This window comes from Allolucifera butyrica (assembly GCF_900476375.1).
GTDB classification, from domain to species: Bacteria; Bacillota; Negativicutes; order Sporomusales; family UPPP01; genus Lucifera; species Lucifera butyrica.
Genome location: NZ_UPPP01000052.1, coordinates 1 through 17,818, shown reverse-complemented (window position 1 = coordinate 17,818; position 17,818 = coordinate 1). Strand labels below are relative to the sequence as shown.

Below are 17,818 nucleotides of genomic sequence, written 5' to 3'. Positions count from 1 at the left end.
AACGGTTGTAACAAAACTTATTCCACGGCTATACCCATCGCTGTATCCAGCTGGGCTTTGCTGGTATTGTAATCGTACAAAGCTTGAATATCGTTGATTTTAGCCTGGCTTAACGATAAAACGGCATCGAGGACGTCCAGATTGGTACCGACGCCGGCACGATAACGGACTTCGGCAATTCTAAAATTATCCTGTGCCTGTTCTACCGCGACCTGATTCGTTTCAATCCGTTTCTCCGCTTCCCGCAGGCTCAGATAGTACTGACGCACCTCCAATAATATAGATTCGCTCTCCTGACTGGATTGTTCCTGCACCTTTTTCAAATTTGCCTGGGCTTGTTTAAGTTTGGAACCGGTAAGACCCGAGTCGAATACGTTGAAAGAGGCGGTAAGACCTATTGACCAGTTGTTATTGTCAGCACCGGGAAGATCCTTGTCATACCAGTCTTCGGTGGCAAAAAGATCCACACTCGGGCGATAACCGCTTTCAGCAATTTTGATATCATCCTGCGCACTGGCGATTTGGGCCTGATATTGGGCTATTTCCGGCCGGTGGGCCAAAGCGTACTGATTGCATTCTGCGAGGGTGAGAGAATATTTTTCATACCGGAGGCTTTCCTTTGGCGTTGATTCGCTGTCCAGAGGCAGGCCTATCAGATTATTGAGAGTAGCTACGGCTAGATCGCAATTGTTTTGGGCTTTAATCAGGTTGTCCTGGGCGTCGGCCAAGGAAACTTTACTTGCGAGCACATCCGATTTGGCTACAGTGCCGGCCTGATATTGAGCCTGAACATTCTTAAGATGAGCCGTATAGTTATCCACCGTCTCCTGATTTACCTGCAATTCATTGCGGTATTGCAATAAATTGAAATAAGCGCTAGTGACCTGTTGTCTTAATTGCTGTTTGGTGGCGTCCAGGCTGAGATCGGATACTTTAAGATTCAGTTTGGCCTGATCAATTTGACTTTCCAGCTTGCCGCCGGAGTAAACAGGGAAACTGGCGGCAAGCTCATTGTCAAATTTAGTGGTCCATACATACTTGTAATTGGTCAGATAGGAAGGCGGCGTATTATAACGTTCGTCGGTGTGAGTGAGGTTGAGGGTAAAACCTTTGCCTGCCTCGGCCTGTTTTACGGCCCAATAGGCATTTTCTTTCTCGGAATTGGCTATGGCTATATTCCGGTTATTTTTTAAGGCCAGCGCAATACTGTCGGCCAGCGATAATTCAACGGGCGCTGCCAGTGCCGGACAACTGAGCATCACCAGAGTGACAATTGGCAGCATCAGTTTGATAATAAGCCGCTTATTTTTTTGCATGAACAGAACCTCCTAAACATTTAGTACCAAGAAAGACCCAAAAGGTCTTTAAGCAGGAAGAAAGTATTTTACTTTTCGGTACACAAAAAACAGCTTGTATAAGAATAACCCGAAAAGTTATACTTTCTGTTACTGAGAAAAAAGCTTGGATTTTGATTGATTTTGGCTATTCGCTAGACTATGTACAAATAGTTATTTATAATAAAATAAATACATATTTACGGTAAATATGTATTTATTAGTAAATGACTATTTATGAAAGCCCCTGCTGATGAGATGTTAGTGACAAACAGCAGAGAACATCCCTGACTGACAATTGCCTATAAGATGCCTTAGAGAGGAGATATCCCGGAAGAGTTCCGGCAGGTCCGGCCGATGATAATGCTCTTTCTGCCTTTTATGCTCATTATGAAGGGGAATTGTTACAGTTCTGTTACAGAAATTTGTATATACAGCCACATTTTGCAGTTGAAATTATTTTTGATAAGGGGACGGAAGAATGAATAAAACCGTTTTAATTGTTGACGATGAAATGCGCATCAGAAAGTTGGTTGCCGACTTTCTGATGCGGGAGGGGTATACCATCAAAGAAGCGGAAAATGGCAAGGCTGCTTTGGATATTCTATCCCGGGAAAAGGTGGATATGGCCATTTTGGATGTCATGATGCCGGGCCACGATGGCTGGACCGTATGCCGGGAAATTCGCAAGGAAATGAATATTCCGGTTATCATGCTTACGGCCAAGGGAGAGGAAATAGACCAGTTGTTTGCTTTCGAGATCGGGGCCGACGAATATATTACGAAGCCCTTTAGTCCCAAAATCCTAACCGCCCGGGTGAATGCGCTCTTCCGCCGCCTGGAACGGGAAAAAACGGCTGCATACGGCGGCCTGGAAATTGATGCAAATGCCCGTCAGGTATTAGTGGACGGGTGCCTGCTTGATTTAAGTCCCAAAGAATATGAACTGCTTATTTACTTAACGGAAAATAAGGGTAAGGCTTTAAGCCGACAGCAAATTTTGAACCAGGTATGGAACTATGACTATTTTGGCGATTTACGAACGGTGGATACTCATATTAACAGATTGCGAACGAAATTGGGAAACAAGAGCAGTCTTGTTCAGACAATCCGGGGTTATGGCTACCGGTTTGAGGGTGAATGATGAAACGGTCAATTAGAACAAAACTTTTCTTGGGCTTAAGCGCCCTGATGCTTTTTTTTGTATTTATCTCGCTGGGAATGACCCTGCTAGGACTGGAGAAGTTTTATATTTGGCAGAAGAAGGAAATTCTGATTTCCAGCAGCAAGAAGATTTATGACCTCTATGAAGGCAATCCGGAGGCAATGTCTTTGGAACTGGAGCGGCTAGGCAATACGATGGGAGCGGGAATATTGATCTTCTCCGCGGACGGCCGCATCAAATACAGTTCTTTCTTCCCGGTTATTAACGATAAAATTTCCGACCGGATGCCGCCGCCGTTTTTGCCTTTTCCGGACCATAAAGCAGATGAGCCGGTTCCACGGCCCCATCCGTTTCCTGATCCACCCCATCATAACCAGACACTTTCGAAAGAGACCATTGACAATAACTCCGTTTTAGAAATGCAGCGTGACACGGATCTGAAAATCGACTTTATGGTTTTACGGCGCCAATTAAAGAATAATGACGCTCTGGTTATAAGGCTGCCGCTGGCACCGATTTCGGAGAGTGCTACTGTGGCTGCCCAGTTTATGGCATTGACAGGCGTACTGGCAATCCTGGCGGGAGGTATTTGGGCCTTCTTTTTTGCCGGGAATTTTACCCGGCCGGTGCGGGAACTGAACCGGATTGCCCAAAGTATGTCGAAGCTTGACTTTTCGCAAAAATGTACAATCAACCGCCGTGATGAGATCGGCGAACTCGGCAACAGTATTAATCACTTGTCCGATCAACTGGATACAGCTATCTCGGAACTGAACCGGAAAAACCAGCAGCTTATGGCGGATGTGGAGAAAGAAAGAAAACTGGATAAGATGCGCAAGGAGTTTGTTTCCAATGTATCGCATGAACTGAAAACCCCTCTCGCACTTATATTGGGGTACGCCGAGGGATTAAAGGAAAATATCGCGCAGGATGAAGACAGTAGAAACTATTATTGTTCAATCATCATTGATGAAGCGGAAAAGATGGATAAATTAGTAAGGGATTTACTCAATCTGTCTCAGTTTGATTCGGGCTTCTTTAAACTGAGTCGCGCCGATTTCGACCTTTCCATACTGCTGAAGGAGATTGTTTTAAAATACAGGACTGTTTTGGCGGAAAAAGGAATTACCCTTGAGCTGGATACGGAAGAAAGTTGCCTCGTTAACGGAGATATACTGCGGTCGGAACAGGTTTTGCTCAATTTAATCAATAATGCCATTGACCACACTGAATTTGCCAGAAAGATTAAAATATATGTCGAGAATTACAATGAGAAAAGCCGTATTTATGTTTATAATTCAGGCCGGCCGATTCCCACGGAGAGTCTGGAAAAAATATGGACGAGCTTTTACAAAGTAGATGAGGCCCGTACCCGGGAATATGGCGGTTATGGCCTGGGCTTGTCAATTGTCCGCGCCATTCAGGAATTGCACGGCAACCGCTATGGAGTTGAAAATGTGCCGGACGGGGTGATTTTCTGGTTCGAATTGGACCGGGTCCAAAACGTATAATATATGTATAAATTTTTGTAACAGGGCTGTAACAATTCTCCTTCATAATGACAATCAACAGGGGACCTAAGGAAGGAGAATTTACATGAAAATAAAACTCATAAAAAAAGTTACCAGTGGCTTGGCTATAGGCTGTTTTTTAATATCATTAGGTGCTTTGGCACTGGCCGCAGACAGGCAGGAAGGACCGGGACCCGGAGGGCCTGGTTTTATGGAAGCCGGCCGGCCTGATCTGCAGATAATCAGACAACATATCAGTGATGGTCTGGCCCGGTTAGTCAAGGCAGGAACGATTACGCAGGATCAGGCCGACAAGGTACTTAACTTCTTACAGGAAAAAGACCGTCAACGCGAAGCGGAGATGGAAAAAGTCATGAGCATGAGTCCGGAAGAACGGCAGGCCTATTTTCAGCAACACGAGAAGAAACGGCCCGACTTCGTCGGTGAATTAAAAACGGCTGCCGGTTTATCGGCAAGCCAGGCGGAGGCTGTGGCCGAAGCGGTGCGTCCGCCACGGCCGGAACAAAGGATTAGCGAAGATCTGGCTAAACTGGTCAAGACAGGAACGATTACGCAGGATCAGGCCGACAAGGTACTGAGTTTCTTCCGGGAAAAGGAGAGCCAACGCCGGGCGGAAATGGAAAAGGTCCGGAGTATGAGCCCTGAGGAACGTCAGGCCTATTTTCAGCAGCACGAGAAAAAGCGGCCCGACTTTGTTGGTGAATTAAAGACGGCTGCCGGTTTGTCAGCAAACCAGGCGGAGGCTGTGGCCGAAGCGGTGCGTCCGCCACGGCCGGAGCAAAGAATTGGCGAAGATCTGGCTAAACTGGTCAAGACAGGAACGATTACGCAGGATCAGGCCGACAAGGTATTGAGCTTCTTCCGGGAAAAGGAGAGCCAACGCCGGGCGGAAATGGAAAAGGTCCGGAGTATGAGCCCTGAGGAACGTCAGGCCTATTTTCAGCAGCACGGGGAAAGGCGGCCCGACTTTATCGGTGAATTAAAGAAGGCCGCCGATTTGTCCGATACTCAGGCAAAAGCTGTGGCCGACGCGCTACAGCCGCACCATGGCCCTTTTGGACCTATGCCGCCAATGATGCCCAACCCCTGAAACAGTTGAACCGGATATTTCCCGTCCATTAAAAAAAGAGCCTTACGGCTCTTTTTAATTTTGACATATTTTAATATATTGATTTATTTTTTTATCTAAACGCCTACTTGCTTTAAGAACATTCGGGTGTGAGAGACCATACAATAAAGCCACAGAATGCATTTTAGAACGCAATTTTTCGATTTCGGCGCGAATGAATTCTTTTGATTTCATATCCATCCTCTCCTTAATTAACATATTGTCATACAAGGTATGAAGATGTGACTGAAAATACGTTGTACAAAATTCCCTCCTTTATCAGTTTTTAACATTCTTCGACAGAAAGTTGAAAAATCCTTTTGTTTTTTACGCTTTGCTAAATTTTTTGGGACATTTTTCGACCCCGTGCAGCCCATCCAGTTATCTGGAGAGGGGGGGGAGCCAAAGAAGAGACTTCCAAAATTAAAAAGAGCTTTGCAGCTCTTTTTCGTGCCCTATCTTTTACCAATTACCGAAAACCGTGTCAGCGTTTTTCTTGAGCGATTTCCTTAATCCGGCAGGAAGCATTAGGGCCGAACCAACCGCCATGGTAGCAAATTACCTGATCAATCGGGTGGTCAGCCAATTTTTTCATCGATTGTAAGGCGGCAGGCATATCAGGAGTAAATTCCGGGGCGGGACCTACCAAGGTACCCTTCTCAATGCGTAATTGATCGCCGGCAATAAGTAAGGAAAGGGACTTTACAAGAATACAGATATGTCCCGGTGTGTGCCCGGGGGTATGAATAATCTCAAGGCCGCCGTGAAGAGGAATTGTTTCCCGGTCCTGCAGTGTCCGGTTCACCTGGAAGGTAGGAATTTTCGCAAAAAGGGCGGCGGCTTGCGGCCGTATTGTTGCAGGCAATGACGCGAGCCGCGAGGCGATTCGTTCGGGAGTCATTTTTATATAAGGAATTTTCCCTTCCAAATACGGCTTTTCCTGAATGTGGGCATAAATGGTTACTTTTCCGTCACGGGCGGTAAGTATATCGGGTATGGTACCAATATGGTCCCAGTCCTGGTGGGTGATAATGATATGCTTAATTTTTTCCCAGGAAGCCCCCGCTTCTTCAATAGATTGCCTTAGTTGTTCAAACTGGCCGGGAAAACCGGTATCAATAAGGGTGGCTTCCTTATCATCCCAGATAAGAACAGGGTATATGCTCATTGGTGCATTCAACATGTTTGCGTCAAGTTTAAGCACTTTTAGCTGTAAGTTATGTTTCATATACGTACAGGGCAAATTGCCCCGTATTCACCCTCCTTTAAATTTTTCTTTAAGAGTCTCTATTAAATAATTATACCATTTTGCAGCCTATTTAAAAACCGTGCTAAGTGAAGGGTGATTGGCAATGATAATTATCAGAAGATTATGTTTATTTTTATGCTAATTTGTAATATAATAATAGTAAAGAGACGGTCCTGTTATTCATACTTTGGCGTAGACCAAGGTGAAAGAACCCGCAAAAATATGTTATCTTCGGGAGGGGTCGTTATGTTCTGTCCGCAAATTGGTCAGGAACGGTTTACCAACGGGGAACGGTATCCTCAATGTGCAACCCCTGTAGAGCCCAAGAATCATAGTACTAAATGTGTAAAAAGTCCTCTAATGAGTTTTTCGCAAGCATTGATGCAGGGAATTTTGATTGGGGGACTGCTTTGCATCGGCGGAGCGTTTTTCTTATATATCCAGTTCGGACTGGTCGGATGGGTTTTCCTGGCTTTCGGGGCCATGTTCATTTTTATGGGGCCCTGGCTGGGCGCTTCCGCTTTTGTCAAAGGGATTTGCCCTTACTGCGGGGCCTGGGTGGTGGAAATGCCGGAAGACGGCATGATTACCTGTCATTCTTGTCAGAACCACATTGAAATCCGGGATGAGACATTTAATACAGTTATAAAGTAGGAATAATCACTGTTACCGGAAGACCGCGGTTAGCGGTCTTTTTTTTGCTATGATCCACGAGCCGAAAGACCGCGCAGCAGTTTTTCTTATGGGATCAGAAATTATAACTTTTCGGGTTATTTCTAAAAATAACACATTCTTCTTAAGAAAGCCGAGAAGTAAAATACTTTCTTTCCACTTAAAGACCCTTTGGGTCTTTCTTGAAGCACTAGAAAGGATAAGTTTAATAGCCATTAACGGCAAGCGCCTTATCAACGCTCCGCCGTTACCACTAATCCCATTTTTCGCAGTCCTCTGTCACTCGACAATGATTCTCCCAGGAAAAGATAAACTTAGTGAATTTTAAGCGAAATATAAGATCATTATTTACTTTGTGGCTACGGATGGGGAGAAATATTGTCGTTATAAGTTCAGGTTGCGAAATGTGGGACAACCTCCGCTTATGACAAGACGATCCTTCTAAACAGAAAAACCTTGACTTAATTTTTTGTTGGAACTATAATGGTTACAACGGGAGCTGAAGACAATGAAAATTAGCAGTCGTTTCGCTGTTGCTGTTCATATACTATCCTTACTGGCGGTGGAAAAAAGCGCTCATAATACTTCCGAATGGATAGCGGGCAGTGTCAATACCAATCCCGTTATTATCCGCAGGGTAATTGGCAAATTGAAAAAAGCCGGATTCCTGAAGGTTCGCCCTGGCAGTGGTGGAGCTTATCTGATTAAGGATTTGGCTCAGATTACCTTACTGGATGTATACCATGCTGTGGAAGTGGTAAAAGAAAAAGAACTATTTCACTTGCATGAGCAGCCCAATCCGAAATGCCCGGTCGGAGCCAATATTAACATGATCCTGCAATTGACATTCTTGCGGGCCCAGGCAGCCATGGAAGAAGTATTGGCTCAAGTTACGATGCAGGAATTAGTTGCCTGTTTAGTGGAAAAAATCAATGGGGAATAAATTTTTATTCCAGTTGTAACTGATTCAGTTGCAGTTGGAATGGAATTACATAGATTATAAGTAAAATCATGAAAAGTGAGGGATTATTTATGTTAAAAGATTTTTATACGGCCATTAAAGAAAGGCGGTCCATATATGGCATCAGTAAAGAAAGAGTCGTTTCTGATGAAAGAATTAGGGCAATCGTCGAGAATGCCGTTACGCACGTTCCGTCCTCGTTTAATTCACAAAGCGGACGAGTGCTGCTTTTATTAGGCGAGCACCATGATAAATTATGGGAGACAACCAAGGAAATTTTACGTCAGCTTGTTCCAACTGAACAATTTGCTGCCACAGAAGAAAAAATCAACGGCTTTAAAAATGGCTATGGATCAGTCTTATTCTTTGAGGATGAGAGCGTAATTGAGGGGTTGCAGCATAAATTTGCTTTATATAAAGATAATTTTCCCCTTTGGTCCCAGCATTCTTCCGGCATGCTGCAATTTGTTGTCTGGACCGCCCTGGAAGGGGAGGGTTTTGGCGCATCGCTGCAGCATTATAACCCGCTTATAGACGCCGTCGTAAAAAAGCAATGGCAAATACCGGATACTTGGAAGCTGATTGCAGAAATGCCTTTCGGCAAACCGACCGTTACGCCCGATCCTAAGCAATTTGCGCCACTGGAGCAGCGAATTAAAGTTTTTCGCTAAAACTGTTTACTTAACCGGAATCTTGCTTGGTGACCCGATCAAGAAAGTGCTAAACCCTGTACAACTGGTGTACAGGGTTTAATTTTTAGGTGATATGGTTTTTGGCGGTGGCATATTCTTTCAAGAGATGCAATAATCCCACTTTTGCAGTTACTCGTCAATAATTCTCCTAAAGAAAGATGAAATGAGTAAATCTTAAAAGAAACGTAAAAGCATTATTTTTTTGCAGTCCCAATATTGTTGGCGCAAATTCAGGGTGCGAAATGTGGGATCCATGTCGGGAGGTGCCTATGAAAGCAAAGAAAAGCGTTTTTGGCGTTTTCTGCTTAATTGTTGCCTTTGTGGGATTAAAGGTCGAGGACCATATTATAGATACCGAGCCGGCTATCCGGGAAGTGCCGACTTCCCGTAAAGTTGTCGCCCTTACCTTTGATGATGGTCCGCTTAATACTTCTACGCCGAAAATTTTACAGATCTTGCGGGAAAAAGGAGTAAAAGCCACTTTTTTTGTAGTAGGGGAACGGGTGGAGAAATATCCCATGCTGGTGCGTCAGGAAGCAGCCGAAGGCCATGAAGTGGGCAATCATACCTACAGTCATCCTAAATTGCGAGGATTGAACCGACAAGAAATTGATAAGGAAATAGAAAAGAATGAAACATTAATTTCGCAAGTTGCGCCCCGGCCGACCCTTTTCCGGCCGCCCGAAGGCAAGTATAGCAAGACAGTTCTGGAAGATGCCAGGGAACGGGGATATATTATTGTGCTTTGGTCGATTGACACAAAGGACTGGCGGTGCCCCCCCGTAGGAGACATTGTGGATTCCGTGCTGAAGAATGTTAAGCCGGGCAGCATTATTTTGCTGCATGACGGCAAATATCCGTCACCGACGCCGGAAGCGGTGGATTGTATAATTGACAGTCTGAAGTCCCGGGGGTATGAATTTGTAACAGTGAGCGAACTATTGCAGTACTATCAGCCGGCCTCCCGCTGATTCTGGCGGCTAAGGGGTCTTGAGTGAAGCCGTTAACGACTTATGACAAGACGATCCTTCTGCCTGGATTGTTCGCCCAAAATGATTTCCAAAGGGTTTCCTTGCGCCCCGAGCCCTGCGCCATGGACCGAAAGACCGCGTTAGCGGTCTTTCTTAGTTACTTCCCGCAGCCGCTCCATAGCCCGGGTAACGATGCGCCCGGTCATTTCAATTGGCTCTTTACTGCCGCCGGCATCTCTCAGATCAAGCAGCATCCATACTTTTTGCCTGCCTTTGGCCGTGATAAGGGAAAATTGTGCTCCGGCGTGAGCTACCGAGTCGTAATGGGCCGGTATGGTCTGCGTCCGTTCGACAGGGACCTGAATTGGCTGGGTTCTATAAAGCAAATTCCCATGGGGATCATAATACGGTACGGTAATATAATTTGTTACATAATCAGTGTATGTATACGTACTTTCCGGGACAAAGACCTTAGTATAGCCCCACTGTTTAATATCTACGTTTAAGAAGGCGTCGGTTATGAGCGGAGCCCACTCCCGCATAGCGGCTTCATATTGCTTGACGTCATCAACCCGCAGTTGGTTGAGGTTTAGGCCGGAATACTTTTCGATTGCTGTTTCAAATTGCTCATTAGAGATAAGTCTAAGCCGTGTATTTGCCGCTTTAAGAACTTGATTTTTGATTAAATCATTCAATTTACGCTGCTCAATTTCATCGGGGCAAATTGACTTATCAAGCGAAAGCCGGACTGCTACTGTTTTTATCTGATTAAAATCGAACATGGGGTTTTTCCATTCCTCTTTGCGCTCCTGCGCCGTGCAAAGAGCGGAGAAAAGGAGACCGATAAAAATACAAGCGACAATAAACAACGTCTTTCTTGGCATTTGATGATACTCCCCTTTATCCTATTTTTCCGGTGATATGCGAGGCAAAAAACGACTATTCGTATTCCGGTAATTTCTGATATTGAGTGGGAGTTAATCCATACGTTTTTTTGAAGGCACGGGTGAAATTAGCATAGTCGTGAAAGCCGCTTTCCAGGCACGCTGCCGTGGCCGACTGTCCTGCCCGCAGAAATTGACTGGCATTGATCAGTCTTTTCTGCAGAACATAATTGTGAATGCTATAACCGGTATGGTGTTTGAATTTACGCATAAGGTGATATTTACTGAGGAAAAAAAGGGAAGCTAAGCGTTCAATACTTAAGTCTTCGGCAACGTGATTATCAATATAATACAGTATTTTGCCAATTGTTTCGTCTGATTCCATGCCGGCAGGAGCGGCATCTTTTTTTATCTCCAAAGCCATTCTGTTCAGATAGACAAGAAATTGCAAAAATAACGAGCTGCGCAACAGTTCGTCGCCAAAGCTCCGGTTTTGGCAGGCGCCGTTGATCTGAAAGAGGAGGGACTGTATCATTGTCAGCATTTCCGGTGTCATTCGCAGTAAATTGCATTTGTGTCGGTCGGCCAATTCAAAACAAGTCAATAAATCATAGTTTGGATTGGTATACTTTTGCAGAAAGGAAGGCTGAAACCATATGATCATCCGCCGATAAGGCGATGTTGCATCAATGACCGGCTTATGAATGGTATTCCGGTTAATCAGCAGTATATCCCAGGGTCTCAGCTTGTAGGCAGTGCCTTCAATACAATAAGTAACCTGGCCGGAAATAAATATGACAATCTTATTAAAATCGTGATAGTGGGATTCAATTTGCATTGCCTGTGTATCTTCCAGGCTAAAAAAACTAAAGTCCGTATTTAGATAACCCCGTTTTATATGGGAAAGATGCGTATTATGATTGTCCATTGCGGGAGCCCCCAAAAAATTTGTTTGCCCGGTTAAACATCCGTGATACCTAAATGAGGTATTCGCTATAGCACCTTTTGCAACCTTTTTTGGCAGGTTCGGCAATGTACGGATAGTACATTTTTATTATAATTAAGTTGAATTTAGCACCTTGGGGGGAGTGAAGTGTTAACCATATCACCCGTAACCTTTGCCGATTTAGGGGAACTGGCCCTGCTTTATGAAGAACTGACCGGGATTAAAACAGATAAAAATCTGATGAAAAATTTATTTAAAAAAGTTGCCGGCAACGCAAATTATATTTTAGTCGGTGTAAAGGATGAGAAACAGCGCTTGCTGGGATCGGTAACGGGAATTGTTTGCACCGATCTGGTGGGAAAATGCCGCCCCTTTATGGTAATTGAAAACGTCATTGTCGGCGAAAAAAGCCGTCGGCAGGGCATTGGCGGTAAACTGGTCCGGTATATTGAAAATTGCGCCAAAGAGCGGAATTGTAGTTATACCATGCTGGTATCCCTGGCCAAGCGGAAAGAGGCTCATGCTTTTTATGAGTCCGTCGGCTACAAGCCGGGCCTTGTTCAGGGATTTAAAAAATACTTGTAAATTGCCTGTTCCGCTAGTTGGCGGAGAGACGAAGAAACTAAAGGAGGGATTTTGCATGGAATTTCAATTCTATAAATACCATGCCCTGGGAAATGATTATATTGTGATTGACCCTAATAAAACAAAGGTCAATTTATCGGCCGAAAACATCCGGCTAATCTGCCACCGTAATTTCGGGGTCGGTTCCGACGGCATTTTGTATGGGCCGGTGTTGGAGGAGGATCATACTTTTTCTCTGAAAATATTGAATCCCGATGGCAGCGAAGCTGAAAAGAGCGGCAACGGAATCCGTATGTTCTCCCGTTATCTTGTTGATGCAAACTATGTTACGCAAAAAGAATTTACGCTAAAAACCCTGGGCGGCGCCGTTCAAGTGGAATTGCTGGACGACAAGGGGGACCAAATTCGCGTGGATATGGGAACGGTGACCTTTGCAAGCGGGCAGATTCCCGTAACCGGAGCGCCCCGGGAAGTCGTGAATGAGACAATGCTCATTCACAACCGCCGGCTGGCCGTAACATGCCTGTCTATCGGCAATCCTCATTGCGTGGTAATGGCGGACGAACCATCCCGTGAGACGGCGGTGGAACTGGGACCGGTTATTGAGACGCATCCGCAGTTTCCCAACCGGATTAATGTTCAATTTCTGAAAGTAATCGACAGGAAAAATATTCGGATTGAGATATGGGAACGGGGAGCGGGCTATACCCTGGCTTCCGGCAGCAGCAGTTGTGCCGCCGCCAGCGCCGCTTATAAACTGGGCCTGGTTGATAATGAGATCACTGTGCATATGCCCGGCGGCATAATTAAAATTGATATCCGGCAAGACGGACATGTATTTATGACCGGTCCGGTTACGCCGGTCAGTAAAGGGGTATTTGCCGACGATTTCTGGAATCAAATCAGGTCCTGAAAAAGAGACTCGCCTGGTTAATCAGGCGAGTCTCTTTTTCAAGATCCCCACAACAGCAAAAAGCCACCCAGGATGGGGACGGAGACCATCGCTGCTTTTAGAAACGGCAAAGGAAGACGGTTGGTAAATTTAGCGCCCATATAACTCCCGGACATTAATCCCGCCGTCACCTTAAGAAACAATCCGGCATCCAGATACCCCTCTGTTAAATAACCTAAACCGCCAAGCAAAGCAATTGGCAAAATGATAAGCATGGTCGTTCCGGCTGCTTGCTGAATCGACATCCCAAAGAAGACCAATAGACCGATTTGGATGAACGGGGTAGCGCCAATGCCGAAAGTGCCGGATAAAATGCCGGTAACAATTCCCAAGCCGCAGGCAGCGGTCCAGAACCGGAATCCAGCCGGCGGGGAATCCGGTTCCAACCGGGAAAAAATGCCTGTAGAGGCAAAATAAAAACGGATGAAAAACAAAATGCCACAGAGGAACAGCATACCGGCTGTCAGACATTTGAGGTCGTTTGACGGCAAAAAAACCGCGATTTTGGCGCCTGTGAATGCTCCGGCCGCTCCGAAAATTCCCACGGCCGTCCCAATGCGGGTTACAATATTGCCTTCGCGAAAATGGCTGAAAGCGCCGGACAGGGTAGTAAAGATCATTCCGCTGAGGGAGGTTCCCAGCGCCGTATGGATTGGAACACCGAATACGGTAACTAAAAGAGCGATAACGGTACCGGCGCCCCCGGCGCCGATAAAGCCGAGCAGTAAGCCTAAGCCGAACATTGTAAAGAAAATTAGCATGTCCTTATCCTTTCAGGAGACGTTTGACTATTTATTTTATTTTAGCATAGAAAGATAAAGCCAAGCTAATTTATAATAAAAGTAGATTTCTGTGGGTTCCAATACTGCATTAGAAGAAAGGGGAGAAAAGAATGGCATATATACCAAAGGACGGCAGATATAGCGGAATGAAATATAACCGCTGCGGGCAAAGCGGGTTAATGTTGCCGGCGGTTTCATTGGGACTCTGGCATAATTACGGTGATGTTAATTGTTATGAGAATAGCCGGATGATGATCAGGCGGGCTTTTGATTTAGGGATTACCCATTTTGATCTTGCCAATAATTACGGTCCTCCGCCGGGAGCAGCGGAGGAAACTTTCGGGAGAATCTTAAAGGACGATTTTAAAGGGTATCGGGATGAAATGGTTATTGCAACCAAGGCGGGGTATACAATGTGGCCGGGTCCCTATGGCGATTGGGGTTCAAAAAAGTATCTTACCGCCAGCCTTGATCAAAGTTTAAAACGCTTAAAACTGGAGTATGTGGATATTCTCTATCATCATCGTCCCGATCCGGAGACTCCCCTGGAAGAAACCATGACCGCCCTCGACCTGGCAGTACGGCAGGGAAAAGCATTATATGCAGGCATCTCAAACTATAAGCCGGAACAAGCCAAAGCGGCCATTGCCATTCTCAGGCAACTGGGTACCCCTTGCATTATACATCAGGCCCGGTATTCCATGCTGGACAGATGGGTTGAACCGGAATTGCTTGATCTTCTGGCGGCAGAAGGAGTGGGGTGTATTGCCTTTTCACCGCTAGGAAAAGGTGTGCTTACCAACCGGTATTTAAATGGAATTCCGGCCGATTCGCGCGCGGCCGGTGAAAGCAAATTTTTAAATCCGGCCGATTTAAAGGAAGATTTAATGGAAAAGGTCAGAATGCTGTGTGAAGTCGCCGGAAATCGCGGTCAGAGTTTGGCTCAGATGGCTTTAGCCTGGGTGCTGCGCAAGAAGGCGGTAACGTCCGTATTGATCGGCGCCAGCAAGGTTAGTCAAATTGACGATTGCGCCGGTGCGCTGAATTGTATGGAATTCAGCGCGGAAGAACTGAAAGTTATCGATACTATTTTGCAGAGCTAAGTGGTCCTGTCTGGTTTTCCTTTGTTTCGTTCATCCATACCGGCAGAAATCTGATTAACGATACCGTATACCGCGCCATGCTGCTAAGTTGCGGATAACTTCTTCTCCCTTGCGAAAGAATAAGCAAAAAGTGCGGGTCAGAACGGTTAAGGGGGGAAGAGCATGTTTAAAGACCGTAATCATGCCGGTCAAATGCTGGCGGACAGGCTGGCTGCCGGCCGCTATGGTGAAGACGTACGTTTGCTGGCAGTGCCGCGCGGCGGTGTGGTCGTGGCGGCTCCCATAGCCCGGAGATTAAATTGTAGTCTGGGGCTATTAATCACCAGAAAAATTGGTCATCCGCTGAATCCGGAAGTCGCCGTCGGTGCGGTTATGCCGGACGGCAGCGCGGTTTGGGACCAGAGTCTCCTGGACCGGTCCGGAATTGATCAGACAGAGCTCAGTCCGGTGCTGCGGGAGGAATATGCCGAAATTAAACGCCGGCTGTTGACTTATACGGGCAGCGATAAGCCGCCGGCAGTAAAAAATCGAAGCGTGATTCTTATTGACGACGGAATTGCTACGGGCTATACGGCCCGGGCTGCAGTACAGTGGTTAAAAAAACTGAGTCCGGTGGAAATTACCATTGCCGTGCCGGTAGCGCCGCCGGATGTGGTAAAGTTGCTGGCAAAAGAGGTTAATGCGGTAATTTGTCCTGTTCAACCGGAGTTATTCCGGGCGGTTGGCATGTATTACGAAGATTTTTCCCAGACGCCGGATGAGGCAGTATTGGCCATTTTGTCCGAAGTAAACCGGAATAAAGCATAAGAGTCGCAGCTCTGCGGCTCTTATGCTTTATCCCCAATACGGCAGGATAGTGAAACAAAAGGAGAGAATTAAATTTTAAAACAGATTTATTAAAAGAAGGGCTATATTTATGAATTTACTGTCCGTAGAGAACATTGCCAAAAGCTATGGCGAGCGGGTGCTGTTTGCCGACGTCACATTTGGTATTGATGAAGGCGATAAAATCGGTTTGATCGGCGTGAATGGAGCGGGAAAATCCACATTTTTGAAAACGGTTGCCGGTCTGGAAACGACCGACAGCGGCAAGATTACCATCGGCAGCAGTGTACAAACCGGATATTTACCACAGAACCCCGAATTTGACGGCAAAGCTACCGTATTGGAGCACATCTTCCGGGGAGATTTGCCGGTTATGCGAATTATTAGAGAATATGAAGCGGTTTTATACCAGACATACCGTCAGCCGGAAGATGCTAAGTTACAGCAAAGACTGATAGCCTTGACCCAGCAGATGGAAGTCTATAATGCCTGGAAGCTGGAAAGCGATGCGAAGATTATCCTGACCAGGCTGGGTATTCAGGACTATACTGCCGTTGTCAGTTCTCTTTCCGGCGGACAGCGTAAGCGGGTTGCGTTAGCTGCGGCTCTGATTAATCCGGCGGACTTGCTTATTTTGGATGAACCTACCAATCATATTGACAATGACACGGTAGCCTGGCTGGAGCAGTATCTTATGAACCATAAGGGTGCCTTATTAATGGTTACTCACGACCGTTATTTTCTTGACCGGGTGGTAACCCGTACAATCGAACTGGATAAAGGAAAATTGTACACTTATACCGGCAATTATAGCAGCTTTCTGGAATTAAAAGCGGAGCGGGAAGCGCAGCAGGAGGCCAGTGAACAGAAAAGGCAAAATCTTTTGCGTCAGGAACTTGCCTGGATACGGCGAGGAGCCAAGGCGCGGTCGACGAAACAGAAGGCGCGGATTGAACGGTTTGAAGAACTTAGCGCGGTTCCAACGGAGGCGGGCGGCAAACAACTGGAGCTGACGGCCGGCGCCAGCCGGCTGGGACGGAAAATTGTTGAATTGCAGCATCTCGTTAAGAGTTTTGGTGACTGTAACTGTATAAATGATTTCAGTTATCTGGTATTAAAAAATGACCGGGTGGGGATCGTTGGACCCAATGGCAGTGGTAAATCTACCCTGCTGAATCTGATTGCCGGACAGTTGGCGCCGGACGCCGGTCAGGTAGAAGTGGGCCAGACGGTGAAGATCGGTTATTTTTCGCAGGAAAACCAAGCGTTGGATGAGAATGTGCGCGTTATTGATTCGATTAAGGAAGTGGCCCCGTTTATAACGACCGATAACGGCGGCACGGTCAGCGCCTCACAAATGCTGGAACGGTTTCTGTTCCCGCCGGCATTGCAGTGGATGCCCGTTGCCAAGCTGTCCGGCGGTGAGAAGCGAAGGCTATATCTGCTGAGAGTGCTGATGGGAGCGCCGAATGTCTTACTGCTGGACGAGCCTACCAACGATCTTGACCTTCAAACCCTAACCGTTCTGGAGGATTATTTGGATAATTTTCACGGAGCGGTTATCACTGCGTCCCATGACCGATATTTTTTGGACCGGGTTGTGGATAAAATTTTTGCGTTTACAGGGAATGGCAGTATCAAACAGTTTGCCGGAAACTATTCCGATTACCGTGAAAAAGCCTACTTGGCGGAAGCGGCGGCGGAAGAAAAGAGACAAAGCCCTGTTATTCCCAAAGAGACAGGCGGGGATAGGACGCGGGAACGCCAACGCAGGCTCACCTTTAAGGAACAGCGGGAGTATGAGCAGATTGAAGATGTGATTGCCGGGGCTGAGCGGGAATTAGAACGTATCGGCAACGAAATAAACGCCGCCGGCAGTGATTTTGCCGCTTTACAGGAACTCATTATAGCCCAGCGGCAGTTGGAACAGCGGCTGGACGAATTAGTGGAACGGTGGGCCTATCTGAGCGAGTTGGCTGAGGCAACAAGCCGGAAATAGAAATACTAACCGAACAAATAATGGAAGTCACCGTTTCCCTTTTTCCGGCATACGATAT

The 17,818-nt window shown here is 46.3% G+C and carries 18 protein-coding genes; 12 read left to right on the top strand and 6 right to left on the bottom strand.

What is annotated here, in order from left to right:
* Nucleotides 1–17: 17 nt before the first annotated feature.
* A complete protein-coding gene (locus LUCIF_RS01065) occupies nucleotides 18–1,316 on the bottom strand; it encodes a TolC family protein (protein WP_207856790.1) in 1,299 nt (432 codons plus the stop codon).
* 499 nt (nucleotides 1,317–1,815) lie between these two features.
* On the opposite strand from LUCIF_RS01065, the gene LUCIF_RS01060 reads away from it, so the two are divergent.
* The 3 genes from LUCIF_RS01060 to LUCIF_RS01050 all read left to right on the top strand — a co-directional run bounded on the left by LUCIF_RS01060 (nucleotide 1,816) and on the right by LUCIF_RS01050 (nucleotide 5,121).
* Complete coding sequence (locus LUCIF_RS01060) at nucleotides 1,816–2,478, top strand: response regulator transcription factor (RefSeq protein WP_122626026.1); 663 nt, start codon at nucleotides 1,816–1,818, stop codon at nucleotides 2,476–2,478.
* Between the two features lie 47 nt (nucleotides 2,479–2,525).
* On the top strand, nucleotides 2,526–4,010 hold the full coding sequence (locus tag LUCIF_RS01055) for a sensor histidine kinase (protein WP_207856788.1): 1,485 nt from the start codon (nucleotides 2,526–2,528) through the stop codon (nucleotides 4,008–4,010).
* An 85-nt stretch (nucleotides 4,011–4,095) separates the two neighbouring features.
* Complete coding sequence (locus LUCIF_RS01050) at nucleotides 4,096–5,121, top strand: hypothetical protein (RefSeq protein ID WP_122626024.1); 1,026 nt, start codon at nucleotides 4,096–4,098, stop codon at nucleotides 5,119–5,121.
* A gap of 54 nt (nucleotides 5,122–5,175) precedes the next feature.
* Here the strand turns inward: LUCIF_RS01050 and LUCIF_RS01045 are convergent, their stop codons facing one another.
* Both LUCIF_RS01045 and LUCIF_RS01040 read right to left on the bottom strand, forming a co-directional pair.
* Nucleotides 5,176–5,334, bottom strand: a complete 159-nt coding sequence (locus LUCIF_RS01045) for an aspartyl-phosphate phosphatase Spo0E family protein (protein WP_165865834.1) — start codon at nucleotides 5,332–5,334, stop codon at nucleotides 5,176–5,178.
* A 289-nt stretch (nucleotides 5,335–5,623) separates the two neighbouring features.
* Complete coding sequence (locus LUCIF_RS01040) at nucleotides 5,624–6,322, bottom strand: MBL fold metallo-hydrolase (protein ID WP_165865833.1); 699 nt, start codon at nucleotides 6,320–6,322, stop codon at nucleotides 5,624–5,626.
* Nucleotides 6,323–6,634: 312 nt separating this feature from the next.
* On the opposite strand from LUCIF_RS01040, the gene LUCIF_RS01035 reads away from it, so the two are divergent.
* The 4 genes from LUCIF_RS01035 (at nucleotide 6,635) to LUCIF_RS01015 (ending at nucleotide 9,684) form a co-directional block, all read left to right on the top strand.
* A complete protein-coding gene (locus tag LUCIF_RS01035; protein ID WP_122626021.1) occupies nucleotides 6,635–7,042 on the top strand; it encodes a hypothetical protein in 408 nt (135 codons plus the stop codon).
* A gap of 526 nt (nucleotides 7,043–7,568) precedes the next feature.
* Nucleotides 7,569–8,003, top strand: a complete 435-nt coding sequence (locus tag LUCIF_RS01025) for an Rrf2 family transcriptional regulator (protein WP_122626019.1) — start codon at nucleotides 7,569–7,571, stop codon at nucleotides 8,001–8,003.
* A gap of 89 nt (nucleotides 8,004–8,092) precedes the next feature.
* Nucleotides 8,093–8,692 (top strand): nitroreductase family protein, encoded by a 600-nt coding sequence (locus LUCIF_RS01020; RefSeq protein WP_122626018.1) that lies wholly within the window; start codon nucleotides 8,093–8,095, stop codon nucleotides 8,690–8,692.
* Nucleotides 8,693–8,982: 290 nt separating this feature from the next.
* Nucleotides 8,983–9,684, top strand: a complete 702-nt coding sequence (locus LUCIF_RS01015; protein ID WP_122626017.1) for a polysaccharide deacetylase family protein — start codon at nucleotides 8,983–8,985, stop codon at nucleotides 9,682–9,684.
* 140 nt (nucleotides 9,685–9,824) lie between these two features.
* On the opposite strand, the gene LUCIF_RS01010 is transcribed toward LUCIF_RS01015, so the two are convergent.
* Both LUCIF_RS01010 and LUCIF_RS01005 read right to left on the bottom strand, forming a co-directional pair.
* Nucleotides 9,825–10,568 (bottom strand): hypothetical protein, encoded by a 744-nt coding sequence (locus LUCIF_RS01010; protein WP_122626016.1) that lies wholly within the window; start codon nucleotides 10,566–10,568, stop codon nucleotides 9,825–9,827.
* 55 nt (nucleotides 10,569–10,623) lie between these two features.
* Nucleotides 10,624–11,496: an AraC family transcriptional regulator gene (locus LUCIF_RS01005; RefSeq protein ID WP_122626015.1), complete on the bottom strand. Its 873-nt coding sequence runs from the start codon at nucleotides 11,494–11,496 to the stop codon at nucleotides 10,624–10,626.
* Between the two features lie 165 nt (nucleotides 11,497–11,661).
* On the opposite strand from LUCIF_RS01005, the gene LUCIF_RS01000 reads away from it, so the two are divergent.
* Both LUCIF_RS01000 and dapF read left to right on the top strand, forming a co-directional pair.
* A complete protein-coding gene (locus LUCIF_RS01000) occupies nucleotides 11,662–12,099 on the top strand; it encodes a GNAT family N-acetyltransferase (protein WP_122626014.1) in 438 nt (145 codons plus the stop codon).
* 55 nt (nucleotides 12,100–12,154) lie between these two features.
* Entirely contained in the window at nucleotides 12,155–13,012 is an 858-nt protein-coding gene (dapF, locus tag LUCIF_RS00995; RefSeq protein ID WP_122626013.1) for a diaminopimelate epimerase, read from the top strand.
* 38 nt (nucleotides 13,013–13,050) lie between these two features.
* Here the strand turns inward: dapF and LUCIF_RS00990 are convergent, their stop codons facing one another.
* Complete coding sequence (locus LUCIF_RS00990; protein ID WP_122626012.1) at nucleotides 13,051–13,812, bottom strand: sulfite exporter TauE/SafE family protein; 762 nt, start codon at nucleotides 13,810–13,812, stop codon at nucleotides 13,051–13,053.
* A gap of 131 nt (nucleotides 13,813–13,943) precedes the next feature.
* Here LUCIF_RS00990 and LUCIF_RS00985 point away from each other — a divergent pair, with 131 nt between their 5' ends.
* The 3 genes from LUCIF_RS00985 to LUCIF_RS00975 all read left to right on the top strand — a co-directional run bounded on the left by LUCIF_RS00985 (nucleotide 13,944) and on the right by LUCIF_RS00975 (nucleotide 17,760).
* Nucleotides 13,944–14,936 carry an aldo/keto reductase gene (locus LUCIF_RS00985; protein ID WP_122626011.1) on the top strand — a complete coding sequence of 331 codons (993 nt, stop codon included), beginning with the start codon at nucleotides 13,944–13,946 and terminating at the stop codon, nucleotides 14,934–14,936.
* Between the two features lie 162 nt (nucleotides 14,937–15,098).
* Nucleotides 15,099–15,743, top strand: a complete 645-nt coding sequence (locus tag LUCIF_RS00980; RefSeq protein WP_122626010.1) for a phosphoribosyltransferase — start codon at nucleotides 15,099–15,101, stop codon at nucleotides 15,741–15,743.
* 109 nt (nucleotides 15,744–15,852) lie between these two features.
* The gene (locus tag LUCIF_RS00975; RefSeq protein WP_122626009.1) at nucleotides 15,853–17,760 is read left to right on the top strand and encodes an ABC-F family ATP-binding cassette domain-containing protein; all 1,908 of its coding nucleotides are present in this window, start codon (nucleotides 15,853–15,855) and stop codon (nucleotides 17,758–17,760) included.
* Nucleotides 17,761–17,818: the final 58 nt, after the last annotated feature.